The organism is Micromonospora sp. NPDC005806 (assembly GCF_042871425.1).
Taxonomy (GTDB): Bacteria; Actinomycetota; Actinomycetes; order Mycobacteriales; family Micromonosporaceae; genus Micromonospora.
Window position 1 is genome coordinate 66,751 of the sequence record NZ_JBIAIL010000030.1, and the last position, 22,060, is coordinate 88,810.

19 protein-coding genes are annotated in these 22,060 nt (G+C 69.8%); 14 read left to right on the forward strand and 5 right to left on the reverse strand.

Annotated elements, in window-relative coordinates:
• The first annotated feature begins 15 nt into the window (after positions 1-15).
• The 5 genes from ACFYOS_RS26245 (at position 16) to ACFYOS_RS26265 (ending at position 4,908) form a co-directional block, all read left to right on the forward strand.
• Complete coding sequence (locus ACFYOS_RS26245; protein WP_387146909.1) at positions 16-849, forward strand: fumarylacetoacetate hydrolase family protein; 834 nt, start codon at positions 16-18, stop codon at positions 847-849.
• A complete protein-coding gene (locus ACFYOS_RS26250; protein WP_387146913.1) occupies positions 846-2,108 on the forward strand; it encodes a flavin-dependent oxidoreductase in 1,263 nt (420 codons plus the stop codon). The genes ACFYOS_RS26245 and ACFYOS_RS26250 overlap by 4 nt, the downstream gene beginning before the upstream one ends.
• Before the next feature lie 99 nt (positions 2,109-2,207).
• Positions 2,208-3,356 (forward strand): cupin domain-containing protein, encoded by a 1,149-nt coding sequence (locus ACFYOS_RS26255; RefSeq protein WP_387146915.1) that lies wholly within the window; start codon positions 2,208-2,210, stop codon positions 3,354-3,356.
• A complete protein-coding gene (locus ACFYOS_RS26260; RefSeq protein WP_387146918.1) occupies positions 3,353-4,186 on the forward strand; it encodes a fumarylacetoacetate hydrolase family protein in 834 nt (277 codons plus the stop codon). The genes ACFYOS_RS26255 and ACFYOS_RS26260 overlap by 4 nt, the downstream gene beginning before the upstream one ends.
• Positions 4,186-4,908 carry a maleylpyruvate isomerase family mycothiol-dependent enzyme gene (locus ACFYOS_RS26265; RefSeq protein ID WP_387146921.1) on the forward strand — a complete coding sequence of 241 codons (723 nt, stop codon included), beginning with the start codon at positions 4,186-4,188 and terminating at the stop codon, positions 4,906-4,908. Before ACFYOS_RS26260 ends, ACFYOS_RS26265 begins: the two co-directional genes overlap by 1 nt.
• A gap of 164 nt (positions 4,909-5,072) precedes the next feature.
• Here ACFYOS_RS26265 and ACFYOS_RS26270 read toward each other — a convergent pair whose 3' ends face one another.
• The gene (locus ACFYOS_RS26270; RefSeq protein ID WP_387146924.1) at positions 5,073-5,840 is read right to left on the reverse strand and encodes a maleylpyruvate isomerase family mycothiol-dependent enzyme; all 768 of its coding nucleotides are present in this window, start codon (positions 5,838-5,840) and stop codon (positions 5,073-5,075) included.
• Between the two features lie 95 nt (positions 5,841-5,935).
• On the opposite strand from ACFYOS_RS26270, the gene ACFYOS_RS26275 reads away from it, so the two are divergent.
• Together ACFYOS_RS26275 and ACFYOS_RS26280 are read left to right on the forward strand one after the other, a co-directional pair.
• Positions 5,936-6,484, forward strand: a complete 549-nt coding sequence (locus ACFYOS_RS26275; RefSeq protein WP_387146927.1) for a YceI family protein — start codon at positions 5,936-5,938, stop codon at positions 6,482-6,484.
• A gap of 475 nt (positions 6,485-6,959) precedes the next feature.
• Entirely contained in the window at positions 6,960-8,201 is a 1,242-nt protein-coding gene (locus tag ACFYOS_RS26280) for an esterase-like activity of phytase family protein (RefSeq protein WP_387146930.1), read from the forward strand.
• 393 nt (positions 8,202-8,594) lie between these two features.
• Here the strand turns inward: ACFYOS_RS26280 and ACFYOS_RS26285 are convergent, their stop codons facing one another.
• The 3 genes from ACFYOS_RS26285 to ACFYOS_RS26295 form a co-directional block, all read right to left on the reverse strand.
• Positions 8,595-9,455 carry an SAM-dependent methyltransferase gene (locus ACFYOS_RS26285; RefSeq protein ID WP_387146933.1) on the reverse strand — a complete coding sequence of 287 codons (861 nt, stop codon included), beginning with the start codon at positions 9,453-9,455 and terminating at the stop codon, positions 8,595-8,597.
• A 412-nt stretch (positions 9,456-9,867) separates the two neighbouring features.
• On the reverse strand, positions 9,868-10,722 hold the full coding sequence (locus tag ACFYOS_RS26290) for a hypothetical protein (protein ID WP_387146935.1): 855 nt from the start codon (positions 10,720-10,722) through the stop codon (positions 9,868-9,870).
• 73 nt (positions 10,723-10,795) lie between these two features.
• Positions 10,796-11,446, reverse strand: coding sequence for a hypothetical protein (locus tag ACFYOS_RS26295; RefSeq protein WP_387146938.1), 651 nt, complete (start codon positions 11,444-11,446; stop codon positions 10,796-10,798).
• Positions 11,447-12,187: 741 nt separating this feature from the next.
• Between ACFYOS_RS26295 and ACFYOS_RS26300 the strand changes: the two genes are divergently transcribed.
• From ACFYOS_RS26300 to ACFYOS_RS26330, 7 genes are all read left to right on the forward strand, one after another.
• The gene (locus tag ACFYOS_RS26300) at positions 12,188-13,231 is read left to right on the forward strand and encodes a LacI family DNA-binding transcriptional regulator (RefSeq protein ID WP_387146941.1); all 1,044 of its coding nucleotides are present in this window, start codon (positions 12,188-12,190) and stop codon (positions 13,229-13,231) included.
• Between the two features lie 68 nt (positions 13,232-13,299).
• On the forward strand, positions 13,300-14,583 hold the full coding sequence (locus ACFYOS_RS26305) for an extracellular solute-binding protein (RefSeq protein ID WP_387146944.1): 1,284 nt from the start codon (positions 13,300-13,302) through the stop codon (positions 14,581-14,583).
• Complete coding sequence (locus ACFYOS_RS26310) at positions 14,580-15,506, forward strand: carbohydrate ABC transporter permease (RefSeq protein ID WP_387146947.1); 927 nt, start codon at positions 14,580-14,582, stop codon at positions 15,504-15,506. Before ACFYOS_RS26305 ends, ACFYOS_RS26310 begins: the two co-directional genes overlap by 4 nt.
• A 1-nt stretch (position 15,507) precedes the next feature.
• Positions 15,508-16,404, forward strand: coding sequence for a carbohydrate ABC transporter permease (locus tag ACFYOS_RS26315; RefSeq protein ID WP_387146950.1), 897 nt, complete (start codon positions 15,508-15,510; stop codon positions 16,402-16,404).
• A 4-nt stretch (positions 16,405-16,408) separates the two neighbouring features.
• Positions 16,409-17,479, forward strand: coding sequence for a hypothetical protein (locus ACFYOS_RS26320; RefSeq protein ID WP_387146952.1), 1,071 nt, complete (start codon positions 16,409-16,411; stop codon positions 17,477-17,479).
• Positions 17,480-17,554: 75 nt separating this feature from the next.
• Positions 17,555-18,796 carry a Gfo/Idh/MocA family protein gene (locus ACFYOS_RS26325; protein ID WP_387146955.1) on the forward strand — a complete coding sequence of 414 codons (1,242 nt, stop codon included), beginning with the start codon at positions 17,555-17,557 and terminating at the stop codon, positions 18,794-18,796.
• Positions 18,797-18,809: 13 nt separating this feature from the next.
• Complete coding sequence (locus tag ACFYOS_RS26330) at positions 18,810-20,834, forward strand: hypothetical protein (RefSeq protein WP_387146958.1); 2,025 nt, start codon at positions 18,810-18,812, stop codon at positions 20,832-20,834.
• A 277-nt stretch (positions 20,835-21,111) separates the two neighbouring features.
• On the opposite strand, the gene ACFYOS_RS26335 is transcribed toward ACFYOS_RS26330, so the two are convergent.
• A complete protein-coding gene (locus ACFYOS_RS26335) occupies positions 21,112-21,951 on the reverse strand; it encodes a PhzF family phenazine biosynthesis protein (RefSeq protein ID WP_387146961.1) in 840 nt (279 codons plus the stop codon).
• Positions 21,952-22,060: the final 109 nt, after the last annotated feature.

Here is a 22,060-nt window from a genome sequence, read left to right on the forward strand (position 1 = left end):
GAGGCACCTGAAGCAATGCGTCTCGCCACCATCCGAACGGCTGCTGGCACCCGAGCGGCCCGGGTCGAGAACGATGTCGCCGTCCCGCTCGACTATCCGGACGTGGGCGCGCTGCTCGCCGCGGCTGAGTTGCCGGACATCGGTCGGATCCCGCCGGCCGGCGAGCCGGTGCCCGTCGAGGACGTCGATTTCGCCCCGGTCGTCACCAGTCCATCGAAGATTCTCTGCGTCGGACTGAACTATCGCACGCACATCCTCGAGATGGGGCGCGAGCTGCCCCAGCACCCGACGCTGTTCGCGAAGTTCGCCGACACGCTCATCGGCGCTCGCGACGAGGTCGTACTGCCCGCCACAAGCGCGGAGGTCGACTGGGAAGCCGAGCTGGGGGTCGTCATCGGCACCCCGCTGCGCCGGGCGACCCGGGAGCAGGCACGCGATGCCATCGCCGGTTACACCGTCATCAACGACGTCTCGATGCGGGACTGGCAGTGGCGGACGACGCAGTGGCTGCAGGGCAAGGCGTTCGAGCGGAGCACGCCGGTCGGGCCGTTCCTGGTCACGCCCGACGAGATCGACCATGCCCGGGACCTGGAGCTGCGCTGTGAGGTCGACGGCGTCCTCATGCAGCGCAGCCGCACCTCGGACCTGCTCTTCGACCCTGCGGCCACCGTCGCCTACATCAGCCAGTTCACCACGCTCCGCCCGGGCGATCTGATCGCCACGGGCACACCGGGCGGGGTCGGCGCGGCCCGCAACCCGAAGGTCTTCCTGGCACCCGGGCAGACCCTACGGACCGTCATCGAAGGCCTCGGCGAGTGCCTCAACGTCTGTCGGGAGGAAAAGGAATGAACGCTCTCCACAGCGGCGACGACGTGCTCATCATCGGCGCCGGAATCGGTGGCCTGGTGCTCGCCCTCGAGCTGCACGACGCCGGCATCCCGTGCCGCGTCTACGAGGCCGTACCCGAGATCCGCCCGCTCGGCGTGGGTATCAACATCCTGCCGCACGCCTCCCGGGTGTTGTGCCAGCTGGGCCTGGAGTCCGAGCTCGCCAGGGTCGCGGTGACGACCCGCGAGTCCGTCTTCTACAACCGGTTCGGTCAGCTCATCTACCGCGAGCCGAGCGGTCGGTTCGCGGGGTACGACTACCCGCAGTTCTCCGTCCACCGGGGTGACCTGCAGCAGGTACTGCTGCAGGCGGTACGCGAGCGGCTGGGTCCGGACGCTGTCGTCCTCGACCACCGCTGCACCGGTGTGACCCAGGACGACCGGAGCGCACAGGTGCGGTTCCGCAGTTCCAGCACCGGCGCCGAGCTGCCCACTGTTGCGGCGAGTGCCGTGGTGGCCTGCGATGGGATCCACTCGGCGATCCGCGCGCAACTGCACCCCGACGAAGGGCTGCCGCGGTACTCCGGCATCAACATGTGGCGCGGCACCACGGTCGCACGGCCGATCCTGACCGGCGCGAGCATGATCCGCGCAGGCTGGCTGGACCGCGGGAAGATGGTCATCTACCCGATCCGCGACAACGTCGACGGGCAGGGCAACCAGCTCATCAACTGGGTCGCGGAGATCGAGACGCCGCGCCAGGTCGAGCGTGACTGGGGCCGCCAGGGCCGGCTGGAGGACTTCTTCGACGCCTTCGCGGACTGGCACTTCGACTGGCTCGACGTGCCCGCGTTGCTGCGCGGCACCGAGCAGGTGCTGGAGTACCCCATGGTCGACCAGGATCCGCTGGACCGCTGGACCTTCGGCCGGGTGACGCTGCTCGGCGACGCGGCACACCCGATGGTGCCGCGCGGGTCCAACGGGGCCGGACAGGCGATTGTCGACGCGCGAGTGCTGCGCCGGTCGCTGTCGACCATCGGCGACCCGCAGGCCGCTCTCCAGGCGTACGCCGACCAGCGGCTGCCGGCCACCGCCCAGGTGGTGCGCACCAACCGCAGCACGCCGCCCGACGTGATCATCCGCGAGGTGTGGGAGCGCACCAAGGACCAACCGTTCGATCGCATCGAGGATGTGATCAGCCAGGCCGAGCTGGAAGCGATCTCGCGGCGTTACAAGGAGATCGCCGGTTTCTCGCCGGAGGTCCTGCGCACCGGCGACTGATCTGGTCGATCCACTGCCCGAGCGGTGCGCACAGAGAAGCTCGGGAAATCGGCGAAGCAGCTATGACCGCCCAGCCATGCCATTGAGAAGGAGCCAGAGATGACCGACATCGTGACGTCGCCGGTGCGCCTGACCGTGGTCGACTCGCCGGATCAGCCGACGCCGTCGGCGGCGCTCCAGGAGCTGTACCACGGCTTCGAGCAGGAGCTGCTGGTTCCGCTGTGGACGGAGATCGGGGACCTGATGCCGCCGCATCCACGGTCCAAGGCGGTCCCCCACCTGTGGCGGTGGGACAGCCTGGTGGCCCTGGCGGATCGGGCCGGGCACCTGGTACCGGTCGGCCGGGGCGGGGAGCGGCGGGCGATCGCGCTGGCGAACCCGGCGCTGGGCGGCCGCCCGTTCGCCACGCCGACGCTGTGGGCGGCGATCCAGTACCTGATGCCGGGCGAGGACGCCCCGGAGCACCGGCACACCCAGCACGCCTTCCGCTTCGTCGTCGAGGGCGAGGGGGTCTGGACCGTGGTCGGCCGCGATCCGGTGGCCATGAGTCGCGGGGACTTCCTGCCGCAGGCGGGCTGGAACTGGCACGCCCACCACAACGCGGCGGACAAGCCGATGGCGTGGATCGACGGCCTGGACATCCCCTTCCAGTACCTTACCGAGTCGCAGTTCTTCGAATTCGGCCGGAACGAGATCAGCCCGGCCGAGCGCACCACCCCCGACCGCTCCCGCTCCGAGCGACTCTGGGGCCACCCCGGCCTGCGCCCCGTCTCGGCCCCGGGCCAGCAGCCTGGCACGCCGCTGCTGGCCTACCGCTGGGTGGACACCGACCGGGCGCTGACCGACCAGCTCGAACTGGAGGCCGAGGGCTACGCCGGGACAGTCGAGCCGGGTCACGCCGCGGTCCGCTATGCCAACCCCACGAGCGGGGGCGACGTGCTGCCGACCATCCGGGCGGAGATGCACCGCATCCGCCGCGGCGCCGAGACGGCGCCCCGCCGCGAGGCCGGCTCCTCGGTATACCAGGTCTTCGACGGCAGCGGACGGGTCACGGTCGGCGACGCGTCCTGGTCCGTCAGCCGCGGTGACCTTTTCGTCGTCCCGTCCTGGGTGCCCTTCTCGGCCAGGTCCGAGGCCTCGGCGTCCGACTCCGACTCGGCCGCTCTCGATCTCTTCCGATTCAGCGACAGCCCGATCTTCGAGGCGCTGCACCTGGACCGTGTCCACGTGGAAGGACAGAACGCATGAAGCTCGCCACCATCCGTACCGCCGACGGCGCCACCCGGGCCGTCCGGGTGCAGGGAGAGGCGCTGGTCGACCTCGGCCTCGCCAACGTCGGCGAGCTGCTGGCCCGGCCGGACTGGCCCGAGCACGCGGCCCGGACGGAGGGGCCCGCGGTTCAGGCCGTCGGGTACGCGCCGGTCGTGCCCTGGCCCGGCAAGATCATCTGCGTCGGTCTGAACTACCGCAACCACATCCTCGAGATGGGGCGGGACCTTCCGCAGTACCCGACCCTGTTTGCCAAGTACCCCGAGGCGCTCATCGGCGCCTACGACGAGATCCGGCTGCCACCCGAGTCCGACCAGGTCGACTGGGAGGCTGAGCTCGCGATCGTCATCGGCAGGACCGTACGCCGCGCCACCGACGCCGCGGACGATGCCATTGCCGGCTTCGCCGTCCTCAACGACGTCACCATGCGCGACTGGCAGTACCGCAGCCACATGTGGCTGCAGGGCAAGACGTGGGAGGCCAGCACGCCCTTCGGCCCGTACCTGGTCACCCCCGACGAGCTGCCCGGCGGCACCCGGCCCTCGCTCACCCTCACCGGAACCGTCGATGGTGAGGTGGTTCAGCAGGCCGACACCTCGGATCTCGTGTTCGACCCGGTCGCCCTGGTGCGGTACATCTCCACGATCGTCACGCTCAACCCGGGCGACGTCATCGCCTCCGGCACCCCAGGCGGAGTGGGCCACGCCCGCAAGCCCGCCCGGTACCTCGCCGACGGCAGCGTCCTGACCACCGAGATCACCGGACTGGGCCGGTCCGAGGCCAAGGCCGTAGTCGAGACGGTCGCCTGATGGCCGCCGACCGTACCCGGGCGGACAGCCTGCGCTGGATGGTTCAGGGCAGCAACACATTCTTCGCCGCCTTGGCCGCCCTGCCGGACGACCGGCTGGACCAGCCGACCGTGCTCGCCGGCTGGACCGGCAAGCACCTGCTGGCCCACGTCGCCGCCAACGCCGACGCGCTGGTCAACCTGGCGCGCTGGGCGCGTACCGGCGAGGAGACGCCGATGTATTCCTCGGCCCAGCAGCGCGACGCGGACATCGACGCCGGCGCCACCCGGCCGGCGGCCGAGCTGCGCGCCTGGGCGATGCGGTCCGCCGAGACCCTCCACGCGCGGCTGGCTGAGCTGGACGAGCAGCAGTGGCGCTGGCAGGTCCGCACCGCCCAGGGCCGCACCGTCCCTGCCGAGGAGATCCCGTGGATGCGGGCCCGCGAGGTCATGGTCCATGCCGTCGACCTCAGCGCCGGGGTGGGCTTCGACGACCTGCCGGCCGACTTCCTCGCCGCCCTGCTCGACGACATTGCCGCGAAGCGGTCCGCCGCCGGCGACGGTCCCGCGCTCACCCTCACCGCCACCGATCACCGCGGTACCTGGGCCGTCTCCGGCGTCGGCGACTCCATCCCAGTGATCAGCACCGTCGCCGGTCTCACGGCATACCTCTCCGGCCGCCCGGCGCCCGGCGTCACCAGCACCGGCGAGGAGCCCGTGCCCGAACTCCCGCGGTGGCTCTGACCGGGCGCGATTTCTGCGCCAAAGGAAGACCGGACGATGACCACGAAGCAATGACTCCATCCCTGGTCAGGCCAGGACCTCAGCGCAAACTCTGTCGGTTCGCGACACGCGAGCGCGCCGAGATTGCGTGCGGCGTTCAGATCCCGGTCGAGGACGATCCGACATCAGCTCCAGCGAACCTGGATCTTTGATCGCCACAGGTTGACGACGTCGGATCGGCCCTCCGTTGTGATCTCGTCGGCCCGGTTCCAGAGGCTCAGGTACACCTGCACCGCGGTGCCGGAGAACACCACGTCCGCCCGATCGGCCTCGCCCGGTCTCGTCACGATGGGGCCTTCGCTGATCCGTACCGTCCAGGCATGACCGGTGTCGTCGGTCCGCACCAGCACGGTGTACGGCTCGGCCGAGTGGAGCCGGCCCGTCCCTCGGGTGATGAAGCCGGTCAGAAGCTCATCGATCCCGTCGGCGGCCAGCGCCGGATCGATGTCCACGTCCGACGCTCTCGGCCACTGTCCACGGGCAGCCGAGATCGCGTCAACGCTGTGGATCGTCGTCTCGTGGGCCTGGCGCCGAGCCCAGAATCGGCGCGGCGGTGGGGCGTCCTTGAGGAACACCATCGCCTGGGCTTCCTCCGCTGTCACCCGCAACGTATCGACCAGGGCGGCGACGCCGTCCGAGTACCAGCCGAGCACATCGGCGGCGGCCCTGCCCTCGGCTTGTGAGGCTGACGTGTCGTGGTCGGTGTCGCCGCGCAGGTTCGCCGCCGCCCATCTGTGCACCATGCCCTGATGGGTCACCAGCTCGGTGACATCCCAGCCGGGACACGTGGGGACCGCTGCGTCGAACCCGGCAGCGGCAGCCGCCTCGCGCAGAGCGGCGCCGCTGCGGACGAGAGCCGCAAGGTGATCGTCCAGGCTCAGGTGTGTCGGCATGCCGGCATGGTAGAACGCAACGAAGCCCACTCCATATCCCATCACTCTTCGGGCAGCGACCACGTGGGCACTGGTCTTTCGCCTACGCTGGGCGGATGGCGATCAGCACCGGCCGGTTTCGGTTCGGCCCGGACAACGGGCGCATGCTGCTGCGCACGGGCCGCAAGGGTGTCGGCTCGACCGTCGGCCACGATCTGACCATCGAGGTGACCGACTGGACGGCGGAGATCAATGTTCCCGAGACCGGGCCGGCGGATGCCACCGCGACTGCCCGCGTGGAGCTGGGGTCCTTGACGGTACGGGAGGGCACCGGAGGCGCGCGACCGCTGACCGACAAGGACCAGGGCGAGATCGAGAACAACGCCCGGCGGACGCTGGACGTCGATCGCCACCCGAAGGCCACCTTCGAGTCCACCCGGATCGTCGCCGGCGAAAACTCCGCCATCATCAGCGGCACTCTCATGCTGCACGGGGTGAGCGCCCCCATCGACGTCGAGGTGCGCGAAATGGCGCCCGATCGGTACTGCGCCACGACGGTGGTGACCCAGTCGGCGTACGGGATCAAGCCGTACTCGGCCTTTCTCGGCGCGCTCAAGGTCCGCGACGACGTCGAGCTGGAGATCGAGGTCCGCCTCGGGCATTGACGCTCCATGCTGCGTAAGTCAGCCGCGACCCATACCCCGCGCCAACGCTCGCATCGCGCCCACGGACCTGGGGCCGCATTCCACCGAGCTGCACAACGCCTCAAACGAGGCCGCGGCAAGGATCTGTCAATTGCTCCTCTATCCGATCTTCTGCTCTCCACGCCCACCACAGCCGGTCACCTGTCGCAGCAGCTGCGGCCAGAAAAAGGCAGTCATTCGGGAAGATCAAGGCAGGAGGGTCAGACAAGATCGAGGTGGTCGAGCCCATGGCGCCAAACTGCGCGATCGCGGCCGGGAGCGGACGGAACGTTCGTCCATGCAAATGCGTCGTCGAGCGGATTGCCAGGCGTTCCCAGCTGCGCCACGCTGAACGACGAGTCGGTCCCGGGTGAGCGTCGGACCTCGGCGACGCGTACCCGGGACATGGCGTTGGTGCGTTCTCACGAGCGGTTCATGCCGTGCAGAGGAGCCGATGATGATCAGGCGACTATCCACATTCATCGCCGCCGCGCTCGCGACGACGGTGGCGGTCCCTTCCGGTGGCGCATACGGTGATGACAACGGAAGGTCACAACCGACGCTGCTTGGTCGCGCCGTGCTACCGGTCGAGACGTACGCCCCCGGCCCACCCTCCGGGACTCTGCTACCTTCCGGGACCGTCAACGGGATCACATTCCCGCTGCCGTCGCAGCCGGTCGAGGGATTCTCGGCGGTGGTCACCGGCCGACGCCCAGGGGAGTATCTCGCCATGCCGGACAACGGGTTCGGTGCCAAGGCGAACTCGAAGGACTTTCTCATCCGCGCCTACTACATCCGGCCGGACTTCAAGACCGCCAAGGGTGGCAGCGGGGAAGTCGACGTCGATCTGGACGAGTTCATCGAGTTCCGTGACCCCGACCGCCTGATCGGCTTCACTATTGTCAACGAGGGCACGACCGACCGACCGCTGACCGGCGGCGACATCGATCCGGAGTCCCTTCAGAAGGGCGCTGACGGGGATTTGTGGGTCGGCGACGAGTTCGGGCCGTGGCTTCTACACTTCGATGCCACCGGCAAACTGCTCGACCCGCCCTTCGCGGCGCCTGGCGGACTGCGGTCGCCCAACAACCCCCACCTCGGGGGAGCGGCGGCAACTCAGCCGAACAGCCGCGGCTTCGAGGCCCTGGCCATCAGCCCGGACGGCGGGTACCTGTACCCGGCCCTGGAGGGCGCCACGGTGGCTGAACTCGGCACCACGCGGCGTTACGTCTTCGAGTTCAGCGTGCGCGAGGAGTCTTTCACGGGGCGGGTCTGGCGGTATCAGACCGAGCAGCCGGGCTACTTCGTGTCGGATCTGGCGGCCCTCGACCGGCACCACCTTGTCGTGGTCGAGCGAGACGGCGGTCTTGGGCTGAATGCGCTGTTCCGCAGGGTGTACGTCGTCAACCTCGCCGACCTCGATGCGGGCGGGTCCCTGATGAAGGCGGAGGCGGTCGACCTGGCGGCCGTGCCCGACCCGGACCTGGTTTCCCTGCCCTCCGTCCACACCGGCGACGTCGGACTGGGCAACCCGTACCGCGTGACGTGCGAGTCGATCGAGGCGATCCATCAGATCGCAGGCAACCAACTACTTCTCGCCTGTGACGACAACTTCCCCAACGCAGGGCGCAACCCCGGCCGCGCGGACGACAGCGAGTTTATCGTCGTGAAGGTGCCAGGCCTCCGCGGCGATTGGTGAGAGCAGACACCCCGACTTCGCGCGCGATGTCGGCCCGGATGTCTGTGGCTGTCTCCACTCAGACCACAGCTTGGAGACTTGACTGAGGCAGAGGACGAATCTGGGCCCGCGCTATCTCGATCATTCAGCCTCTCGGTCGCTTATCGAAAGCAGCCGCAGCAACGCGACTGCCTTCGTCACACCGAGATAGGCTGGTCGAAGCAGCACAGTCGATCATCATGCCGCGCATGGGGGAGAGACAGTCGGGAGAGGACCCGGCTCCTGCCGCCCGGTCAAGATCCGCTTACAGCTGCTCCGACCTGGGCGGATGATGTTCTCGCCAAGGGCAACGCACACGGCCGGGAGACCCGTTCAGGATGCCAACGAAGCAGCATCTCTACGGTGCCGAGTCGGTCAGGGTTTGCGGGCGACGCCTCCGTAGACGGAAGCCTCGGCGGCGGACGGGCGCGGCTGCGGCTCGTTTTCGGCCCGCCACTCCGCCACCGGACCGATCCCCGGAGGCGCCAGCTCGAGCCCGTCAAAGAAGCGGGCGAACTCATCGCGACTGCGGAACCGGATCGGGCCGTGCCGGCCGCTGGCGGCAGCGGCGTCGGCCGCCCTCTTTTCCTCTGGCGGCATGAGATCAGTGGTCACGTTGCTGACAGCCAAATAACTGCCCGATGGCAGCGCGTCGAGCAGCCGGCTCACGATCCCGTACGGGTCCTCGGAGTCGACCATGAAGTGCGTGATCGCGATCAGCATCAGCGCCACCGGTTGGGACAGGTCCAGGGTGCGCAACAGGTCCGGATGATTGAGGATCTTCTCCGGCTCGCGCAGGTCCGCGTCGATGTAGGCCGTGGCGCCTTCGGGAGAGCTGGTGAGCAAGGCGCGGGCGTGGGACAGCACGATCGGGTCGTTGTCGACGTAGACGATCCGCGAATGCGGGGCGATGGACTGTGCGACTTCGTGAGTGTTGTTGGCGGTCGGGATTCCGGTGCCGATGTCGAGGAACTGACGGATCCCCGCCTCTTCGGCCAGGAAGGACACGGCGCGGCGCAGGAAGTAGCGGTTTTCCAACGCGGCGATGCGGACGGCGGGGAAGGCGGCGGCGATCGCGTCGCCGGACTCCCGGTCGGCCTGGAAGTTGTCCTTGCCGCCGAGCCAGTAGTTATATCGGCGGGCCGGATGCGCCACCGACGTGTCGATCCGCGATGACGCCAGCTCCGCGGCGACCGGCGAGAATCTCGACTCTTCGCTGCTCACAGGTGCCTCCATCGGCTCTGATGTCTGCCGGGCCGGACGCGGCGGGCCCGACTGTCCACTTCGGCAAGGCGTCCTCATCGTAGTGGCAACCCGTCGCACGGTGCCTACCCGCCGCTGCAGCGTCCGCTGCCTCGCCGGTCTCCCCGCCGGGCCCATGGTCAGGGCTTCCCGTCGATCGACCCGCCGAGGTGGTTCCGGCGGCCGGAGCCAGGTCTGGTGAACCTGGGTCGATGAATCCGGAGGGCCGCTTAGAACTCCTAACTCTTTGCGGCTGTAGTTGATCGTCCACGAGGGACAGATCTGTGCGTCCGCCTAGATCATTCTGTTCGGAGTTCGTAGGCAAGCGGTTTGGCGACGTGATCCTCGCCGGGCCCACCGAGCCGGCACGTCTGCGTCCGCCACCGGCCCAGCGCCAGCGAACCAGCTAAGCCCAGACCACCAGATTGCCGGTCTCCGCCAGGCCAACGGAGAAGCCGATCGACACGCGGCGGCCCCGCCCGGCTGGCCGAACCGTATGAAAGTTGCGCGGATCGAAGAGAATTGCTTCGCCGGCCCGCGGCTGGATCACTGTCGGATTCATGCCAGCCACCACAGCCTCGTCATAGCCGTAACTGCCAGGAATCAGGTGGGCTTCGTCGCCCCCCTGCCTCCGGTGGCGCCAGATCACAAGTTCAGCGCCGGTCGGCGGCACGGTCAGGTAGAGGTTGAATGCGAACTGGCTGACCAGCCCCACGTCGAAGACGTCTTTCGCGTGCTCCAGATTTGCGTCATCGAAATGCACCTGGAGCCCGTTGTTGATTTCACGGATGACGCCAGGACTGAACGCCGCATCCCCGCGGCGACCGACTTCAACGCCGAACGGCCAGGCGTCGCCGATGAGCCTTCGGCACGCCTCGAACGGATCGGGGTGGAAGTCGAGCCGAGACCATTCCCTGCGCGCGGCGTCGACCTCGCCCCAATAGGTGTCCGCGATCAGGCCGTCAACTCGGTGATCGTTGATGGAGACGCCGAATCTCGCAACAGGCGGAAAGACGCGGGCCCGGTCGTACGTCGAGAACTGGATATGGTCGAGCGCGGCGGTCGCGGCGCTGAACGCCTCTGGCCCGAGCGCGTCCGGCACACGGATCCCGTCGATCGTGCCGGCCGCCAGGGCTTCGATCAATTCCTGGCACAAATCCGCGGCCTCGACGACGCGCGGCGACCCGGTTGACGCCGTGGCCGCGGAACGATGGGGCGAGACGCGGACAGGCGTCTCGCTCTGCCTAGCGCGCATTCGCATTCAGCGCCCTTCAGCAAGTGTTCGCAGCGGGACCCGAACGGGCCACCATGCACGGGCCTGGAAAACGCGGCAACTATACACCGGTGTCCACCACAGCCGCACCAGACCCATCTCCATCTCCCCGACCCGTGGCCGGGCCCGCACCCGGCGGGTCAGCCCGTACGCCTGGCCAAGAGAGGCGGAGCGTTCTCGAGGGACGCCGGATGGGGCGCAGATCCGGGAACGCCCTGCGACTGAGGCGCTCTTCCGCCCGCCGGATGTCTGTCTTCTTGGCCTGCGTGACGAAGTCCTCGAGGAGACTGAAGTACCCGTGGTCCGCTCTTTCGCGTTCGCCTGTCACAAACGGATGCACCGCCTCCCAGGTCGCGATCAGTCGAGACCGGATCGGGGCCACGGCCAGATCATGATCCAGTACGCCGATGGCGATGCAGTACGCCAGCGCCGAATAGTACGAGCAAACCACTTCGGCGTTGACGCGATCCTCGTCGGGAAGTTGGTCGAAGCCGCTGGCGGCCGTGTGCTGTGGCAGGTTCTGCCACACGGCCTGCTCCCTCCGGCGAAAGTCCGCGCTGCGGACCTCACTCAGCAGATCGACGAAGACCGAGATCTGGTTGGCCTGCCGGGCCAACGTTGCCTGTCTCAGTGTCAGAAAGGATGAGATGCCGAGGGCCGCGATCGAGATGATGATCGCCACCAAGTTGATCGAGGCCTGGTCGGAGTCCATGCGTACATGGTGGACGCTCGCGGCAACAATGCGCCGCTACGCCGGCGCCCGCGCAGGTCTCGGCGGCAAGTAGTCGCTGGATGGCCTGGCCTTGCATGTGGGCGCAGATTGGGTGCAGGTTGGCGAAGTGGACACCGCGTCCTAAGTGCTCACCGAGTCCGGGCAGGGGACAGGGCGCTGACCTGCGGCGATGTGGGCGATCGGGCCAGCGTGACCGCCCAGAGAAGGCCGAAGTGGTCGCCCCCGCGGCGCGTGGGCGCGGAGCAACGTCAGACCAAGTCGATGGCTGGGCGCACCGGCGATGCGGCCAGGTCATAGGTGCCGCTTCTGCGTGCGTCTGTCTGTCAGTCCGGACTCGCCCTGCTCTCTGGAAGATCAATCTCACCGGCACCGCCCCTGACCAGGGCTTCCTGCTCGGTGACCTCTTCGCCGCGTCCGAAGGGGTCACTGGTGCTGGCAGACGAGTGTTCGGGTCCGGCGGCTGGCCTGGGCGCTGCATCCAGGAGCCCTCGGCTGCGTCACCCGCCCGTCTGGGGATTGCCGTGCCGCGTCATGGGCTCGGCGGCCGCTGCCGGACCGGGCGCGACAGGTATGAGCCGCCGGAGGAAACGACAACTGCCACTGACTGTGATCCGAGGAAGGCATTGATTCTGGTTGCTAAACCGGTCTAGCATGCTCCAAAACCGGTTTAGCAACGGGTGGTTGGCTCCACGATCTGGCAGGTACCGGAAGGAGGCCGGGGTGGTGAGACAAGCTCGGCCGACGATCACCGACGTTGCCCGTGCCGCCGGAGTCTCCAAGGGAGCCGTTTCCTTCGCCCTCAACGGTCGGCCCGGGGTAGCGGAGGAGACCCGCCAGCGGATCCTGGCGGTGGCGAAGGATCTGGGCTGGACCCCGAGCCACCGGGCCCGGGCCCTTTCCACCTCCCGGGCGTTCGCCGTGGGCCTGGTCCTTGCCCGCCCGCCCGAGCTGCTCGGCGCCGATCCGTTCTTCCCGGCTTTTATCGCCGGGGTGGAGCGAGTCCTGGCCGAGCGGAACCAGGCACTGGTTCTCCAGGTGGTCACCAGCCAGCGGGCGGAGGAGGACGGCTACCGGCGGCTGGCCGCCGACGGTCGGGTGGACGGGGTCTTCCTGCTCGACCTGCGGGTCGCCGATCCGCGGATCGCCCTGCTGGAGGAACTGCGGCTGCCTGCCGTCACCCTCGGCCGTCCCGACGTGGCCAGTCCGTTTCCGGCGGTGCTCGTCGATGATCGGCCGGGGATCGCCGCCGCGGTACGACATCTGGTGGAGCTGGGGCACCGGCATGTCGCGCACGTCGCCGGCCCGAACCACTTCCTGCACGGCGCGGCACGGCGGGACGCCTGGGAGCACGCGCTGCGGGATGCCGGCCTGCCGCCCGGTCCCTGCGTGCCCTCCGACTTCTCGGCGGCCGGCGGGGCCCGGGCCACCCACCAGCTGCTCGACCTTGCCGATCCGCCGACCGCGATCATCTACGCCAACGACGTGATGGCGATGGCCGGCATGGCCGTGGCCCGGGAACGTGGTCTCGACGTGCCGGGCCGGCTCTCGGTCACCGGGTTCGACGACACCGAACTGGCCGCCCACATCAGTCCGGCGCTGACCAGCGTCCGGACCGATCCGTCGGGTTGGGGCGGCGCCGCCGCCCGTACCCTGCTCGACCTCATCGACGGCAACGGCGGCGCGGACGTCGATATGCCGCCCGCGCAGCTCGTCGTCCGCGCCTCCACCGCTCCACCACCACCCACACCACACCCACCGCCGTGACCCGTCGCCCGGGCAATCGCCTCGGCCCGGTCGGTCGAACGTTACGGCAGTCGAGATCGGAGACCGATATGAGACGTACCGTCCCCGCCGCGTTCCTCGTCCTCTCCCTCGGCCTCACCGCGGCCTGCGGTGACGGCGGTGCCGACTCCAAGGCCGATTCCCCGGCCAAGGGGCCGATCACCATCTGGCTGTCGAACAACAAGGAGGAGCTGACCTGGGGTAACGCGATGGTCGAGGCGTGGAACGGCCAGCACGCCGACCAGAAGATCACCGCCCAGGAGATCCCGGCCGGCAAGTCCTCCGAGGAGGTCATCGGCGCCGCCATCACCGCCGGGAACGCGCCCTGCCTGATCTTCAACACCGCCCCGGCCGCCGTACCGCAGTTCCAGAAGCAGGGCGGGCTGGTCGCGCTGGACGACTTCGACGGCGCCGCCGACTACATCAAGCAGCGCACCGGTGCCGCCGCCGACCAGTACAAGTCCCCCGACGGCAAGTTCTACCAGCTGCCCTGGAAGTCCAACCCCGTGATGATCTTCTACAACAAGGCGATCCTCGCGAAGGCCGGCGTTGACTCGGAGAACCCGCCGCTGTCCACGTACGACGACTTCCTCGCCACCGCTCGCAAGATCAAGTCGTCCGGCGCCGCGCCGGCCGCGATCTACCCGGCCCCGAGCAGCGAGTTCTTCCAGTCGTGGTTCGACTACTACCCGCTGTTCGCCGCGGAGACCGGCGGCAAGCAACTGGTCGAGAACGGCAAGGCCCAGTTCAACTCGCCCGAAGGGGTGCGGGTCGCGGAGTTCTGGAAGAAGCTCTACGACGAGGGCCTCGCGCCGAAGGAGAAGTACAACGGCGACTCGTTCGCCGACGGCAAGGCCGCGATGGCCATCGTCGGCCCGTGGGCGATCGCGGTGTACGGCCAGAAGGTGAAGTGGGGAGCCGCCCCGGTACCGACCTCCACGGGCAAGCCCGCGGCCGAGGTCAAGACCTTCAGCGACGCCAAGAACGTCGCCATGTACTCGGCCTGCAAGAACCGCGCCACCGCGTGGGAGGTGCTGAAGTTCGCCACCAGCAAGGAGCAGGACGGCGCCCTGCTGGCGGCCACCGGTCAGATGCCGCTGCGGGCCGACCTGCCCTCGACCTACCCGGACTACTTCGCGAAGAACCCGGCCTACCAGACCTTCGCCGACCAGGCTGGGCGCACCGTCGAGGTGCCGAACGTGGCGAACTCCATCACCATCTGGCAGACATTCCGGGACGCGTACTCGGAGTCGGTGATCTTCGGCAAGCGGCCGGTGGCCGACGCTCTCGGCGACGCCGCGAAGAAGGTCGACGGGCTAGCCGGCCAGCGATGACCGTCCATCTGACCCGGGGTACGCACCCGCGCCCCGGCAGCCGACGGGTGACGGCCCTGCTGGGCCGTCACCCGGTCGGGCTGGCTCTGATCGCGCCGTACGCCGCGTACCTCGTGCTGGTCTTCGCGTACCCGTTCGGGTTCGCGGTCTGGATGAGCTTCCACGACTACTTTTTCGCCGCGCCGGGAGCCCAGGTCGAGCGTCCCTTCGTCGGCTTGGAGAACTACCGGGCGGTGCTCGGCGACCCGGGGGTACGGCAGGCGTTCGGCAATATCCTGGTGTTCCTGCTGGTCAACGTCCCGCTCACCGCGGTGCTGGCGCTCACCCTCGCTGTGGCGCTCAACCAGGCCATCCGGGGGCGCATCTTCCTGCGGGTCGCCTATTACGTGCCCTATGTGACCGCCAGCGTCGCCGTGGTCGGGGTCTGGCTGTTCCTGTTCAGCTCGGGCGGCCTGGTCAACACGATCCTCGGCCCGCTCGCCCCGGAACCGTCCTGGCTGGTCAACGAGACCCTCGCGATGCCGCTCATCGCGGTCTTCGTGGCCTGGAAGCAGCTGGGCCTCTTCATCCTGCTCTACCTCGCCGCGTTGCAGAACGTCCCGAAGGAGCTGTACGAGTCGGCGGCGGTGGACGGGGCGACCGCCTGGCAGCGGTTCCGCTCGGTGACCGTACCGGCGGTCCGCCCGGCCACCACCCTGGTGGTGATCCTGGCGACCATCACCGGCGCGAATCTCTTCACCGAGCCCTACCTGCTGACCGGGGGCGGCGGCCCGAACGGCGCCTCCACCTCTCCAGTGCTGCTGATGTACCAGCGCGGCATCGAGCAGGGCGCCCCGGACGTGGCGGCGGCGATTGGCGTGCTGCTCGTCATCGGTGTCGTCGCCGTATCGATGATCAACCGTCGACTGCTGGAGAGGTCCTGACATGTCGACCCGTACCATCGGCACACTCGGAACCGCGACCACGGTGGAGCCCGCGGCCCGCCGCCGTCCTGGCACCGTCGGGCGAATGCTGCGGGCCGCGGCGCTGGTCGGCTTCGCGCTGGCCTTCCTCTTCCCCTTCTACTACATGTTCATCGGGTCGCTGCAGGCCGAGCCGGACACCTCCCCGGCCGGGGCGTTCCCCACCGGCGGCCTCACCCTCGACAACTACCGGGAGATCAACGCCGAGATCCACCTGCTCCGGTCGCTGGTCAATTCCGGCATCTTCACCGGCGGGGTCATCCTCGGCACAGTCGTCTTCGGCCTGCTCGCCGGCTACGCGCTGGCGCAGCTCAGCTTCCGGGGCCGCGGCGCGCTGTTCAGCCTGGTCCTGCTGGTCCAGGTGGTGCCGTTCCAGCTCCTGCTGATCCCGCTCTATGTGCTGATCGTGCGCGGCTACGGCCTGGCCGACTCGTACCTCGGCATGATCCTGCCGTTCGTGATCAACACCACGGCGGTCTTCATCTTTCGGCAGTTCTTCCTGCAACTGCCGGACGACCTCTTCGCGGCCGCCCGCGTGGACGGCGCGAGCGAACTGCGCATCCTCTGGTCGGTCGCGCTGCCCCTGGTCCGTCCGGCACTCCTGACCGTGGTGCTGCTGACCTTCATCGGCCCGTGGAACGAGTTCCTCTGGCCGTTCCTGATCACCAAGCAGACCGACATGCAGCCGCTGGCGGTCTCGCTCGCCAACTACCTGAGCAACGTCGCCGGGCGGGCCGCCAACCCGTACGGCGCAGTCCTGGCCGGCGCCTGCGTCCTCGCCGCCCCGGCGGTGGCGTTGTTCGTCGCCTTCCAGAAGCACTTCACCTCGAGCAACATCGGATCTGGTGTAAAGGGTTGAACCGTTGACTGTCTCCACCGCCGTCCCGTACACCCTCACCCGACTCGGCGTCGTCATGGCGCCCCGGCCCGGGGAGCCGCTGGAAGCTGAGGGGGTGCTCAACCCGGCCAGCGGGCGTACCCCGGACGGGAGGCTGCACCTGCTGCCGCGGCTGGTCGCCGAGGGGAACGTCTCCCGGGTCGGGCTCGCCGAGGTCGAGTTCCGCGACGGGATTCCGGCCGGGGTGGTCCGGCACGGCGTGGTCCTCGCCCCCGACGAGGGGTGGGAGCGCGGGTTGAACAATGCCGGGGTCGAGGACCCGCGCACCACCTGGGTGCCGGGCCTCGGCCGCCACCTGATGACGTACGTCGCCTACGGCCCGCTGGGTCCACGGCTGGCCCTGGCCGTCTCCTCCGACCTGCGTACCTGGCGGCGGCTCGGTCCGGTGCAGTTCGCGTACCAGCCGGGGCTGGACACCGACCTGAACCTCTTCCCGAACAAGGACGCGGTCTTCTTCCCCGAGCCGGTGCCGGGCCCGGATGGCCGCCCCTGCTACGCGATGCTGCACCGGCCGATGTGGGACCTGGGCTGGTTCCGTCCGGGTGAGGGGGTGCACCTGCCGGCCGGGATCACGGACGAGCGGCCCGGCATCTGGATCTCCTACGTCCCCGCCGAGGAGGTACAGGCCGACATCGGCGCCCTGGTCCGGCTCCGCGACCATCGCTGCGTCGCCCTGCCGGAGTTCCCCTACGAGGAGCTGAAGATCGGTGCAGGCCCGCCGCCGGTCCGGGTGGCGGAGGGCTGGCTGCTCATCCACCACGGGGTGACCGGCCACATTCCCGACGGCTTCGACCCCAGCAGCCAGAAGGTCGAGTACGCGGCCGGGGCGATGCTGTTCGACCCGACCGACCCGGGCCGGGTGCTGGCCCGCACCGCCGAGCCGATCCTGGCGCCCGAGACCGAGGACGAGCGCTCGGGCACGGTCCCGAACGTGGTCTTCCCGACCGCGATCGAAGAGGTGGACGGTGTCCGGTACGTCTTCTACGGCATGGCCGACGCCAAGATCGGTGTCGCCCGGCTCGACCGTGTCCGGTGAGCCGCGCGGCCGGGCCCGGCCGGCCGTGACCGAGCGGGCCGTGACCGAGCCGGCCGTGCCGACGGGGTGGGTCCGGTGACCGGTCCGGCCGCGCTGCGCCTCGGTGTCGTCGGGGCCGGCGGCTTCGCCACCTTCCTCAGCGGCGCGCTGCGCGACCTGCCGGACGTGACGGTCACCGTGGTCGCCGACCCCGACACCGACCGGGCCGGGCGGCTGGCCGGGACGCTCGCCGCGCGGGCGGTGGCGGACTGGCAGGCGCTGGTCGCGGCCGACGACGTGGACGTCGTGGTGGTGGCCACCCCGCCGGCCCGGCATGCGGAGACCACCCTCGCGGCGCTGCGCGCCGGCCGGCATGTCTTCTCCGAGAAGCCCCTGGCGACCACGGAGGACGACGCCATCGCCATCCGGGACGCGGTCGCCGCCACCGGCCGCGTCCTGGTGGTCGACCACGTGCTGCGCTACAACCCCGTGCTGCGAGCGCTGGCCCGGCTGCGCGGCCCCCGGTTCGCCGCGCCGTCCGGTTGTCCGTTGCTCGGTCCGGTCCGGCGGCTCGCCTTCGAGAACGACGCCAGCGACGAGGACCTCGGCCCGGAGCACTGGTTCTGGGACGAGCGGGTCAGCGGCGGCATCTTCGTCGAGCACGGCGTGCACTTCTTCGACGCGGCGGACGCTCTGATCGGCGCGACCCCCGACTCGGTGCAGGGCATCCTCGGCCAGCGTCCCGGCAGCAGTCTGGTCGATCTGGCGGTCGCCACCACCCGGTACCCGAACGGCGCGCTGGCGACCTTCGCCCACGGCTTCAGCCACGCCCACCGCTGTGAGCGGCAACTGATGCGGATCGACTTCGGCGCCGCCGAAGCGCGGGTAACCGGCTGGATCCCGGTGCGCGCCACCATCAACCTCTGGACCGACGACGCCGGAGCCGCGCTGGTCGAGCACCTGCCCGCCCGGGCCGGGGAACTGCTCGCCGTCGACGGCCACCGGTTGCGCGACCCGGCCGTCACCGTGCTGGTGCACCGGCACGCGGGCCCGGCGCCCGCCCGGGAACGGGGCCGGCCGCGGGAACTGCCGCACCGCTGCCGGATCACCCTCGACCTCGGCGGCGAAGCCGCCAAACCGTACGTCTACGCCGAGAGCGTGCGTGCCGCCATGCACGACCTGGTGCGCTGCGTCCGTACCGGTGAGCGGCCCGCCGCCAGCATCACCGAGGGAGTCAGGGCAGTCACCGTCGCCGCCGCGGCCGCCCACTCCGCCCGCGATGACCGCACCGTCCACCTAGGCCAGTACCCGGAACACCACACCGTCTGCACGTCCTGACCGAGGAGGTCCCGTGAAACGCCGATCGCTGCTGCTGGGCGGCCTCGCCGTCACCACCACCCCGCTCCTGGCCGGCACCCCGGCCGCCGCTGCCACCGAAGCCCCGCGGAGCGCCGCGGTCCCGCTGACCAATCTCGCGCATCTGGACTTCCTCCGGCAGGACGTCACGCCGCCGGACCAGCCCGGGCACACCACCTACCGGCTCGCCGACACCCCCGCTGTCGGGGCGCTGTGGACCTACGCCGAGCCCGGGCCGGACGGGACGTACCGCCGAGTCGGCGGCGGCGCCTACCACCCGGACACCGACACCTGGGGGCAGGGTGCCTACAACGCCGACGACATCTCCCGCGCCGCCGTCGTCTACCTGCGGCACTGGCACCAGACCGGGGCCGCTACCAGCCGTAACGCCGCCTACCAGCTCCTGCGCGGCTTGACGTACCTGCAGACCGCCGAGGGCCCGCACACGGGCAACGTGGTGCTGTGGATGCAGCCGGACGGCACGCTCAACCCGAGCGCCGAGCCGAAGGAGCTGCCCGACCCGTCCGACAGCGACGCGTCGTACTGGCTGGCCCGAACCATCTGGGCGCTCGGCGAAGGGTACGCCGCGTTCCGCGGCCCGGACCCGGACTTCGCCGGGTTCCTGCGTACCCGCCTCGACCTGGCGATCGCCGCCGTGCAGCGTCAGGTGCTCGTCCGCTACGACCAGTGGCAGATCATCGACGGGGAACGTACCCCGGCCTGGCTGATCGTCGACGGCGCGGACGCCACCGCCGAAGCGGTCCTCGGACTGGCTGCCTATGTCGACGCGGGCGGCGGCGCCACCGCCCGCCGAGCGCTGCGCCAACTGGCCCAAGGCATCGCCGCCCTCGCCGACGGCGACAAGCGGGAATGGCCGTTCGGCGCGGTCCGGCCCTGGGCGCTGTCCCGCTCGGTCTGGCACGGCTGGGGCGGCCAGATGCCGGCCGCGCTCGCCCGGGCCGCGCAGGCGCTCGGCGACCGGACCCTGCTGGACCCCGCCGTCACCGACTCCGCCGTCTTCACCCCGTGGCTGCTCACCTCCGGCGGCCCGGACAATGGCCGGCTGCCCACCCGCACCGATCGGTCCCAGATCGCCTATGGCGTCGACTCCCGGGTGCAGTCGCTGCTCGCCGTCGCCGACGCCGCCGGGCGTACCGGATTCGGGCAACTCGCCGCCCTCGCCGCCGCCTGGTACTTCGGCGCCAACCCGGCCGGGACGCCCGGCTACGACCCCGACACCGGCCGGGCCATCGACGGCATCAACGGCGACGGGCAGGTCAACCGGAACTCCGGTGCCGAGTCCACCATCCACACCCTGCTCAGCATGCTCGCCCTGGACGCCCGGCCGGAACTGGTCGCACTCGCGCGCCACACCGAGGTCGTCGAACGGGTCGGCACGGTGCTGCTCGAGGCCGAACACGCCGCCCGCCACGGCGGCGCCACCGTGGTCACCCCGCCGTCGGCGTGGACCGGCGAATCGCTGATCAGCGGCGGCTATGTCGACCTGCCCGCCGGGGCCGGACTGCGCTGGCAACTCTCGCCCGCCGACCAGCCCCGGCTGGTACTGCCCGTGGTGGACCTGCGCCCCGGCGTACCGGCCCGGACCGTCTGGCGCAGCGACGCCGGGCCGCTCGGCCAGGTCGACCACGCCCGCATCGGCGCCCAGGGCAACTCACCGGCGCCGGGCGCGCTGCTCCCGGTCACCCTGCCCGGGGAACTCGCAGCCGACGCCACCGAACTGACCGCCGAGGCGACGACCGGAAGCTCCGCCACCGTAGACGCCGTCATGCTGGAGCCGCTGGTCTCCCGGCTTACCCTGGCCGGCGGCGGGCAGCGCACAACGCTGCTGCGCAGCGCGGCCCGGACCCCCCGCACGGCGGAGGTCGCCGCCGGCGGCACCGGACCGGCCACCGTGGAGGTGTACGACTCGGCCGGAGTGCTCCGCTCGCGGCGCACCGACCCGGCCGCCATGCTGCGGGTCACCGTGCTGCCCGGCGGCTTTACCCTGGTCCGCCGGTGACCGGTACGCGCCCGGGGGAGGCGTGCTTCGAGGAGGCCAGGTTGGGAGACCGCCATGGCCACCGTGGAGTTGTTGACCGGCCGGGGACTCGATGCTGACTGGTTTGACCGTCGCCCGTTGTTTGCGAAGATCAACCGCCGCTAGCTGCGCCCGCGCCGGTTCGGGATCACCCGAGGTCGGCAGCGTCCGTACTCATGTGGCTGAAAGTGCATTGCCCGGTCGTCGACGACGAGTCTTGGCGGCATCGGCCGGGTCTGTCAGACCCGCTCGCCTGGTGTCAGGAAAGGGCAACGGCGGCGCCGGTCACCGCGATCCCGGTTCCGGATTGGGCGGGGATCTCGATGGTGAGCAGGCTTGGACGGCCCATGTCCTGGCCCTGGTGCACGGTGACCGTCGCGGGCGGCGCCACCAGGCCCAGCTCGCGTAGATAGCCACCCAACGCCGCGGCCGCCGCACCGGTCGCCGGGTCTTCCACAACACCACCGGGAGGGAACGGGTTACGCGCGTGGAACACCAGCGCGGACTCGCGGTAGACCAGGTCGATGGTTGTCCAGTCGCGCTGGGACATCAGACTGGTCAGCGCCGCCATGTCGTAGTCCAGGTTGGCCAGGCGGTGCCGGCTCCCGGCGGCCACGATGGGATGCCACGCCCCGGCGAAGGCGATCCGCGGCGGCAGCGTCGCGTCGAGGTCGTCCAACGTCCAACGCAGCGCTCCGAGCAGCGCCGCGAGGTCGCTGGCGGAGACAGGTTTGGTTTGCGGCTCGACGCTGATCAGCGTGGCGGTGGTGGTGCCGCCCGCCTGCACCGTGGTGGAGACCTCGACCAGGCCGGCGCGGGTATCCAGATGCAGGACTCCCGGACCGTGCCGCTCGGCGTAGGCAGCTGCCGATGCGATGGTTGCGTGGCCGCAGAACGGGACCTCTGCCTTCGGGCTGAAATAGCGCACCTTGAACTGCCTGTCCCCGCCAGGCACGAGGAACGCCGTTTCGGAGTACCCGACCTCGGCCGCCATCCGCTGCATCTCTGCGTCGCTGAGCCCGGTGGCATCCAGCACAACACCAGCCGGGTTGCCGCCGGCCGGATCGGCACTGAATGCGGCGTACCGCAGGATCTCCATGATCACGATCCTAGTACGGCAGCCGCCGTTTGAGATGTCGCTGGCGGTGAGGGGTGGACGCGAGGCGGCCACCGCGTGATCGTCTGTACGTTGTGGACATAACTTCAGA